Source organism: Collimonas sp., assembly GCF_044339385.1.
GTDB lineage: Bacteria > Pseudomonadota > Gammaproteobacteria > Burkholderiales > Burkholderiaceae_D > Collimonas.
Window position 1 is genome coordinate 1 of the sequence record NZ_JBIIVN010000120.1, and the last position, 7,993, is coordinate 7,993.

The 7,993-nt window shown below is 55.1% G+C and carries 8 protein-coding genes; 5 read left to right on the plus strand and 3 right to left on the minus strand.

Annotation, left to right across the window (positions count from 1 at the left end; translation table 11 throughout):
* Positions 1 to 401: S1 RNA-binding domain-containing protein (locus tag ACIQ0R_RS09320; RefSeq protein ID WP_395826461.1), on the plus strand; the 401-nt coding region annotated here is incomplete at its 5' end.
* A gap of 161 nt (positions 402 to 562) precedes the next feature.
* Here ACIQ0R_RS09320 and ACIQ0R_RS09325 read toward each other — a convergent pair.
* Together ACIQ0R_RS09325 and fdxA are read right to left on the minus strand one after the other, a co-directional pair.
* On the minus strand, positions 563 to 1,651 hold the full coding sequence (locus tag ACIQ0R_RS09325) for an NAD(P)/FAD-dependent oxidoreductase (protein WP_395826463.1): 1,089 nt from the start codon (positions 1,649 to 1,651) through the stop codon (positions 563 to 565).
* A gap of 226 nt (positions 1,652 to 1,877) precedes the next feature.
* Positions 1,878 to 2,201 carry a ferredoxin FdxA gene (fdxA, locus tag ACIQ0R_RS09330; protein ID WP_395826465.1) on the minus strand — a complete coding sequence of 108 codons (324 nt, stop codon included), beginning with the start codon at positions 2,199 to 2,201 and terminating at the stop codon, positions 1,878 to 1,880.
* Between the two features lie 297 nt (positions 2,202 to 2,498).
* Here fdxA and ACIQ0R_RS09335 point away from each other — a divergent pair, with 297 nt between their 5' ends.
* The 4 genes from ACIQ0R_RS09335 to ACIQ0R_RS09350 all read left to right on the plus strand — a co-directional run bounded on the left by ACIQ0R_RS09335 (position 2,499) and on the right by ACIQ0R_RS09350 (position 7,449).
* The gene (locus tag ACIQ0R_RS09335; RefSeq protein ID WP_395826467.1) at positions 2,499 to 3,440 is read left to right on the plus strand and encodes a cation diffusion facilitator family transporter; all 942 of its coding nucleotides are present in this window, start codon (positions 2,499 to 2,501) and stop codon (positions 3,438 to 3,440) included.
* 308 nt (positions 3,441 to 3,748) lie between these two features.
* Positions 3,749 to 4,939: a nicotinate phosphoribosyltransferase gene (gene pncB / locus ACIQ0R_RS09340; RefSeq protein WP_395826469.1), complete on the plus strand. Its 1,191-nt coding sequence runs from the start codon at positions 3,749 to 3,751 to the stop codon at positions 4,937 to 4,939.
* Between the two features lie 79 nt (positions 4,940 to 5,018).
* Positions 5,019 to 6,428: a sodium:proton antiporter gene (locus ACIQ0R_RS09345; protein ID WP_395826471.1), complete on the plus strand. Its 1,410-nt coding sequence runs from the start codon at positions 5,019 to 5,021 to the stop codon at positions 6,426 to 6,428.
* Positions 6,429 to 6,438: 10 nt separating this feature from the next.
* Complete coding sequence (locus ACIQ0R_RS09350; protein ID WP_395826473.1) at positions 6,439 to 7,449, plus strand: 2-hydroxyacid dehydrogenase; 1,011 nt, start codon at positions 6,439 to 6,441, stop codon at positions 7,447 to 7,449.
* Positions 7,450 to 7,570: 121 nt separating this feature from the next.
* On the opposite strand, the gene ACIQ0R_RS09355 is transcribed toward ACIQ0R_RS09350, so the two are convergent.
* The gene (locus tag ACIQ0R_RS09355) at positions 7,571 to 7,825 is read right to left on the minus strand and encodes an acyl-CoA-binding protein (RefSeq protein WP_395826475.1); all 255 of its coding nucleotides are present in this window, start codon (positions 7,823 to 7,825) and stop codon (positions 7,571 to 7,573) included.
* Between the last annotated feature and the right edge of the window lie 168 nt (positions 7,826 to 7,993).

Below are 7,993 nucleotides of genomic sequence, written 5' to 3' on the forward strand. Positions count from 1 at the left end.
CTGTGATTCGCGCGCTGACTGAAGAAACCGGCACCCAGATCGATATCAGCGACGAAGGCGTGGTCACTATCGCCTCGGTCGATGCTGCTGCCGGCCAGGAAGCCAAGCGCCGCATCGAAGAGTTGACTGCTTCGGTAGAAGTTGGCAAGGTCTACGAAGGTACTGTAATGAAGCTGCTGGATTTCGGTGCGATTGTGCAGGTGTTGCCGGGCAAGGATGGTCTGCTGCATATCAGCCAGATCGCCAATGAGCGCGTCAATGCGGTTGCCGACTACCTGAAAGAAGGCCAGCAAGTACGCGTCAAGGTTCTCGAAACCGACGACCGCGGCCGTTTGAAATTGTCGATGAAGGCAGCTCAGGCGGACGAAGGTGGCGAAGCTTCTCCGGTAGCAGCGCACTAATCGAGGTGTAAAAAACGCCCGGGATGTTTAGGCATCCCGGGCGTTTTTACGTTGACCAGAAGTAGGCGGGGCGCGATATTTGCTACCGCATCCTGCCGCCTGATAAAAAAAGCCGCCGGAACAGGCTCTCCGGCGGCTTTTTCTTGTTACTGCAGTGCGACTTAATCGAACACTGGCGATTCCACACCCAGGATCTTGTGCAGCTTCGGCGATGTCGTGGTGTACTGCATGTGGATCTTTTTGTCCGGGAAGATGTATGGCGCGGCACCAAAGGCGGCCAGTGCCGCTTCGTGAAAGCCCGACAGGATCAGTTTCTTTTTGCCCGGATAAGTGTTGATATCGCCGACGGCAAAGATGCCAGGGATGTTGGTTTCGAACTTCTCGGTATCGACCACTTTCAATTGCTTGCGTTCGATATCCAGGCTCCATTCGGCGATCGGGCCGAGTTTAGGCGACAGGCCGAAGAATACCAGCAGCGTATCCAGCGGCAGGCGGCGCGTCACGCCGTCCGGACCGGTGACCTTGATCTCGCTTAGCTTGCCGTCTTTGGCTTCGTGGCCGGTTACCTGGCCGACCAGGAATTGCATTTCGTAAGCATCGCACAAGGCTTTCATCTTGGCGACCGAAGCAGGCGCGGCGCGGAATTCTTCGCGACGATGCAGCAGCACTACGGATTCTGCTTTGCCGACCAGGTCCAACGCCCAGTCCAGCGCCGAATCGCCGCCACCGCAGATGACCAGATTCTTGCCGTGGAACTGGGCTGGATCCTTGACGCGGTAGAACAGTTGCGTATTGTCATACTGATCGATGCCTTCGACCTTAATAGTACGGCGCTGGAACGAGCCGACGCCGGCAGCGATGAAGATGGTCTTGGTAATAAAGCGGGTGCCGGTGGAGGTTTCAACGTCGAAGCGGTTGTCCTCGCGGCGCGATACCAGCGTCACTTCCTGGCCGAGATGGAAGGTTGGTTCAAACGGCTCGATCTGCTTGAGCAGGTTGTCGGTCAGTTCCTGGCCGGTGCAGACCGGTACTGCCGGGATGTCGTAGATTGGCTTGTCAGGATAGAGCTCTACGCACTGGCCGCCGACTACCGGCAGCGAATCGATGACGTGCGCCTTGATCTCCAGCAGGCCGAGCTCGAAGACCTGGAACAGGCCGACCGGACCTGCACCGATGATGACGGCATCCGTCTCGATCGGGGCGTTATTGACAGAATTGGGTGTTGCATCGAGCTTGACGTTGGTATCCATACGACGATCTGCTTCCTGTTTCAGTTGATTCCCCCCAAAACGCCGCGGCCTAGTGGTTGAGGCGGGCTGCAGCGGCGATTGGATTAAGGTTAAACGCGGCCATGCCGGCGGCGAATGTGGGTTGTGCTATTGGCTGGGGGATAATTTTATCCGTATGGCCTGGCTAAATGAACGAAGTAGCGCTGTTACTGCTTGGGGCATCCTTTTGGGACGGCCTGCTCTTCAATTAACGTTGTAAAAATTCCAGCTTTTCTTTGACGTCTTTCCACTCGTCAGCATCTGCCAGAGGTGCAGCCGTCTTCGTAATCGACGGCCAGTGACGCGACAGATCTTCATTGAGTTTGATGAATTGCTGTTGGTCGGCTGGCACATCTTCCTCTGCGTAGATGGCGTTGACCGGGCATTCGGCGACGCACACTGCGCAATCGATGCACTCGTCCGGGTCGATCGACAGGAAATTCGGGCCTTGGCGGAAGCAATCAACCGGGCATACATCCACGCAGTCGGTATAGCGGCAGCGAATGCAGGATTCGGTCACAACGTGGGTCATAACAACAGTCCTATCTGTAAATGGTCTTGAGGCGGCACCCGGGCGTTTTCGAGCAAACGATGCTCTATATTTACCCAGTCGCAAAGCCTTGTATTTTAAGGTAATTCAGGTTTTCCCACAAATTGTGGTTATATAGAATCCATATAAGCAAATGTAAAAATCACATTTACCTGCAATGCGGTCGCTTACATGATTCCGGCCTGCTGTTGCAGATGCTGCGGCGACGGTTGCAGTAACTTGCTTGCGTGGAATTTCCAAAGTGGCTATTGTTAGGCTGTTTTCTGCTGCGAAACAATTATGTCATCTTCCACCGAAGGTTCAACCAAAGCCATTTTCTACGCGTTAGGAGCCAACGGCGGAATCGCGCTGGCCAAGTTTGCCGCAGCGCTTTTTACCGGCTCCGGCGCCATGCTGGCCGAGGGTATACATTCGCTGGCCGATTGCACCAACCAGGTGTTCTTGCTGGTTGGTCTTAAGGAAGCCAGGAAGCCAGCCGATATATCGCATCCGATGGGCTATGCGCGTGTCGTGTACTTCTGGGCGATGATGGTGGCGTTGCTGTTGTTTTTTGTCGGCGGCGCGTTTTCGGTACTGAAGGGGATTGAACATCTGAGTCATCCGGAGCCGATCAGTAATCCGCTTGTTGCACTCGGCGTACTGGGTATATCGGTGGTGCTGGAGGCGTTTTCGCTGCGCGGAGCAATGCTTGAAATTCGCAAGATTTCGCATGGCAAGTCATTTATTCAGTGGTTTCGCGAAACCCGCCAGTCGGAGTTGATGGTGGTGGCCGGAGAGGATATCGCTGCGCTGGCTGGGCTGGCCCTGGCTTTTATCGCGGTGCTGCTAACCGTAATGACCGGCAATCCGTTATGGGATGCTCTTGGCACGATCGCCGTCGGCGTATTGCTGATGATTGTCGCGGTACTGGTGATCCGCGAGGTCAAGGCGATGGTGACCGGCGAATCGGCCGCACCGGAGGTACATGCCGCGATCAAGGCGCAGATTCAGGCGCAGATTCAGGCGCATCCCGGTGTCGCCTCTGTACGCAATTTTATCTCGATGCAGTGGGGTGAACAGGTGATGATTGCAGTCCAGGCCGTGATGCAACCGCAACCTTCGGATCTGACGCTGGTGGATACGATCAATCAGATCGAGGCACAAATCCAGCAGCGTTGGCCGCAAGTACGCTGGTGCTTCTTTGAGTCGGACCATCCGCTTCTCAGTCGGCGGACAGGATAGGACGTCGAAAAAACTGTCTTGGCGTGCGGCTGACAAATAAAATTGTCAGATTGCTGTTCTCGCGGTGATTCAACATCAGGTAATCGTTAGGTAATCGTTAGGCAGTTATTGGGAAGTCATTAGTCAGTCATTGAGCAATCATTCATTTGGGGTGCTGCATGTGCACGCCGTATGCGGCGAGTGTCGCTAATAACATCGCCTGCCACAGTATTGAATCGAATTGGCATACCATGCGGATCTGCAGCCGGGTTGCTCCAGGCATGCGCCATTCAAGGTTCCAATTACTACCGACATCAGTCAGACACATCATGATCATTACTTCGCTTCTAGACACCGATTTGTATAAATTCACGATGATGCAAGTGGTCTTGCATCATTTTCCGGCGGCTGAAGTCGAATACCGTTACAAATGCCGTAATCACGGCGTTGATTTGCGTCCTTACGTCGATGAGATCCGCGATGAAATTGCCGGTCTGTGCCGCTTGCGCTTCCAGGAGCCGGAGCTGGCTTACCTGAGCAGCCTGCGTTTTATTAAAAGCGATTTCATCGAATTTCTCGCGTTGTTCCACCTGCAGCAGAAATACATCAGTGTGCAGCCGTTGGCAGCCGACAACGGCGAGATCGATATCGTAGTGAGGGGGGCATGGCTGCATACCATTCTGTTCGAAGTGCCGGTGCTGGCGATTGTCAACGAAGTCTATTTCCGTGCCACCCAAAGCGAGCCCGATCATGTTGAGGGCCGTCAGCGCCTGCAAAAAAAGATCGCGCTAATCCGCGACGATCCGGCAATGGCCGGTTGCAAGTTGGCCGACTACGGCACGCGGCGGCGGTTTTCCGGGCGCTGGCACGAGGAAGTAGTGCGGACCCTACAGCGTGACTTCTCTCAACATCTGGTCGGTACTTCCAATGTTCATTTCGCGATGAAATACGGCCTGACGCCGCTCGGAACCATGGCGCACGAATACCTGCAGGCTTGCCAGTCGCTCGGCCCGCGGTTGCGCGATTCGCAGATCTACGCTTTTGAAATGTGGGCCAAGGAATATCGCGGTGATCTCGGCATTGCCTTGTCCGATATCTACGGCATGGACGCATTCCTGCGCGATTTTGATTTGTATTTCTGCAAACTGTTCGATGGCGCTCGTCACGATTCCGGTGATCCGTTTGAATGGGGCGAGCGTCTGATCAAGCATTACCAAGACAATCGGGTCGATCCGGCCACCAAGACGCTGGTGTTTTCCGACAGCCTCGATTTCGGTAAAGTCAACGAACTTTACCTGCGCTTCAAGGATCGCGTCCGGGTTGCCTTCGGTGTCGGCACCAACCTGACCAACGACCTCGGCTATACGCCGCTGCAAATCGTCATGAAAATGGTACGTTGCAACGGTCAGCCGGTGGCCAAGCTGTCGGATACGCCAGCCAAGAACATGTGCGACGACCAGGCCTACCTGAATTACCTGCGACAGGTTTTCCAGATCACCAATCCGGCGATGCCGGCATAACATCGTTTGTTTTATTGGCAACGGTTAGAGATTAAAATACCGGTTGATTCCCATCCATTCGCTTATCTGGAAGACTAAATTGCATAAAAAAATACTTGCCATCCTGATTGCATTCCTACCGTTGGCCGCTCAGGCTGCAGAACTTGACGGTAGTCAACTACCCATCTGGTGGGGCGTGCCATTCATGGGCCTGCTGTTGTCGATCGCACTGGGGCCGTTGCTGGCCCCGACATTCTGGCACCATCATTTTGGCAAGATTGCAGCGATCTGGTCGTTGGCGTTCCTGATACCGTGTGCATTCGGATTTGGCGTGCCCACAGCTATCGCTGGTGTCGTGCATGCCTTCCTGGCAGAGTATTTTCCATTCATCATGTTACTCACCGCACTGTTCGTAGTGGCAGGCGGGATATGTCTGCGCGGTAATTTGCACGGTACGCCGGCCCTCAATACAGGCTTGCTTGCACTCGGTACCGTGCTGGCCAGTCTGATGGGCACCACCGGTGCCTCCATGCTGCTGATCCGGCCGTTGATTCGGGCTAACGACAACCGCAAGCATGTGGTGCACATCGTCGTGTTTTTCATTTTCCTGGTCGCCAATGCAGGTGGCGCCTTGACGCCGCTTGGTGATCCGCCTCTGTTCCTCGGGTTTCTGAAGGGCGTCGATTTTTCCTGGACCTTCAAAAACATTTTCGGTGAAACCATGTTCATGTGGGCCTCCCTGTTGGTCATTTTTTATTTTCTCGATCGCTACTATTTCCACAACCGCGAAGAAGAACTGCCACCAGCGCTGGATCCGACTCCCGACGATGCCAGGCTACGTTTTGACGGAAAATTTAATTTTGTACTGCTCGGCGCGGTAGTGATGCTGGTGCTGATGAGCGGCCTCTGGAAGCCGGGGGTGAGTTATGACATCTACGGTACAACGGTGGAATTGCAGAACCTGCTGTGCGATGGCTTGTTGATTGTGGTGGTCCTGGCCTCGCTGTGGCTGACGCCGAAAATCGCCCGCGAAGGCAATGATTTCTCTTGGGGGCCGATACTTGAGGTAGCCAAATTGTTTGCCGGAATTTTTGTCACGATTGCGCCGGTGATCGCCATGTTACGCGCCGGCGAACACGGTGCCTTCGGTGCGGTGGTCAGCGCCGTCACCGGCGCCGACGGTCAGCCGAACAATGTCATGTATTTCTGGGCCACCGGCTTACTGTCGTCGTTCCTTGACAACGCGCCGACCTATTTGGTGTTTTTCAACACCGCATCCGGCGACGCTGCCGAACTGATGACCAAACTGGCGGCAACCCTGGCGGCGATTTCCTGCGGCGCCGTATTCATGGGCGCCAACAGCTACATCGGCAATGCACCCAACCTGATGGTCAAGGCAATTGCCGAAGAACGCGGTATCCGCATGCCGTCTTTCTTCGGCTACATGGCTTGGGCGTGCGTGGTGCTGTTGCCGCTGTTTGTGGTGATGACCTTGATTTTTTTCCGTTAATGGCTGAGCGATGAGACCAAAGATATTGATGGCGCGTGCGGTGTTCCCGGGAGTGATCGGCGGGTTGCAGCAGTATTTTGATGTCGAGAGCAATCAGGAGGACCGTATTTTCAGCAGCGCTGAACTGGCCTCCCGATTGCAGGACAAGGATGGCGTAATCGCCACTGCCAGCGAACTGATCTCTGCGCAATTGCTGGCCGCCTGCCCGAGACTGAAGGCGGTCTGCAACCAGGCGGTCGGCTACAACAACATCGATGTCGCTGCCGCTACCGAGGCCGGCGTGATGGTCACCAATACGCCGGACGTACTCAATGAGACCACTGCCGATTTCGGCTGGGCGTTACTGATGGCGACTGCCCGGCGGATCACCGAATCTGAACATTGGCTACGAGCCGGGCACTGGAAACAATGGCGTTACGACAGCTTCCTTGGCGCTGATGTGCACGGCGCTACACTTGGCATCATCGGCATGGGACGCATTGGTCAGGCGATTGCGCGGCGTTCGCTGGGCTTCGACATGCAGGTGCGGTATCACAATCGTTCGCGCCTGTCGCCAGAGCTGGAGGCGCGCGCCAATCATGCCCGTTACGTCAGCAAGGAAGAGTTGTTACAGCAAGCCGATCATGTGATTTTGGTGTTGCCGTATTCTAAGGAATCGCATCACACTATCGCTGCTGCTGAGCTGGCATTGATGAAACCGGGGGCAACCTTGGTGAATCTGGCACGCGGCGGTATCGTTGACGACCTGGCCTTGATTGCCGCGTTGCGCGACCACAAAATTGCAGCGGCAGGGCTCGACGTGTTCGAGAACGAACCAGCCTTGCATCCTGATTTTCTGGATTTGTCGAATGTGGTCTTGACGCCGCATATTGCCAGTGCGTCCGAGCCGACGCGGCGGGCCATGGCAAATTGTGCGGCGAGTAACCTGTTAGCGGCTTTGCTGCCGAATAAAGATCGGCCGTTTCCGCCCAATTTGCTCAATCCCGAAGTGCTGAGCAAGGTAATGCTGGCTGATAAATAAAATCGCTTGAAATAAACAAAAGCGCGAGACAGATATCTATCTCGCGCTTTTCTTGTTTTTGGTATGGCAGTTTTCAGTCTTTCAGTCTTTCAGTCTTTCAGGCTTTCAGGCTTTCAGGCTTTCAGGCTTTCAGGCTTTCGACCAGATCGATGTACTGTTGTTGCGCCGCTTCCTGGCCAGTGCCTTTCAGCGCATTCCATGCATCCCACTTGGCGCGTCCGACGAAATCGGTCATGCCCGGACGATCACCCTGGACGTCGCCGCTGCTGCCTTGCTTGAACAGTGCGTATAGTTTTAACATCGTCAGGTTGTCGGGGCGCTCGCTCAATGTTTTGGAGTCGGCCTGGGCTTGCTCGAATTGCGCTTGAAGGGTCATAGGAGTCTCGTCTGATGTCGGTATATGTTAGGAGAGCAGCAGGGTCATTCAGTAACGGCACCGACCACCGCAGAGCCTGCCTTGACGGTGCCAACCACGACCGCAGAAGCAACGCCGACCGCCGCACTGCCGACGCTGACACCGGCGCCAACCACGCTGCTGGTGACG

Excerpts from the sequence above, each read along its gene's own strand:
- ACIQ0R_RS09325 (WP_395826463.1), bottom strand. The coding sequence starts at position 1,651 with ATGGATACCAACGTCAAGCTCGATGCAACACCCAATTCTGTCAATAAC.
- fdxA (WP_395826465.1), bottom strand. The coding sequence starts at position 2,201 with ATGACCCACGTTGTGACCGAATCCTGCATTCGCTGCCGCTATACCGAC.
- ACIQ0R_RS09335 (WP_395826467.1), top strand. The coding sequence starts at position 2,499 with ATGTCATCTTCCACCGAAGGTTCAACCAAAGCCATTTTCTACGCGTTA.
- pncB (WP_395826469.1), top strand. The coding sequence starts at position 3,749 with ATGATCATTACTTCGCTTCTAGACACCGATTTGTATAAATTCACGATG.
- ACIQ0R_RS09350 (WP_395826473.1), top strand. The coding sequence starts at position 6,439 with ATGAGACCAAAGATATTGATGGCGCGTGCGGTGTTCCCGGGAGTGATC.
- ACIQ0R_RS09355 (WP_395826475.1), bottom strand. The coding sequence starts at position 7,825 with ATGACCCTTCAAGCGCAATTCGAGCAAGCCCAGGCCGACTCCAAAACA.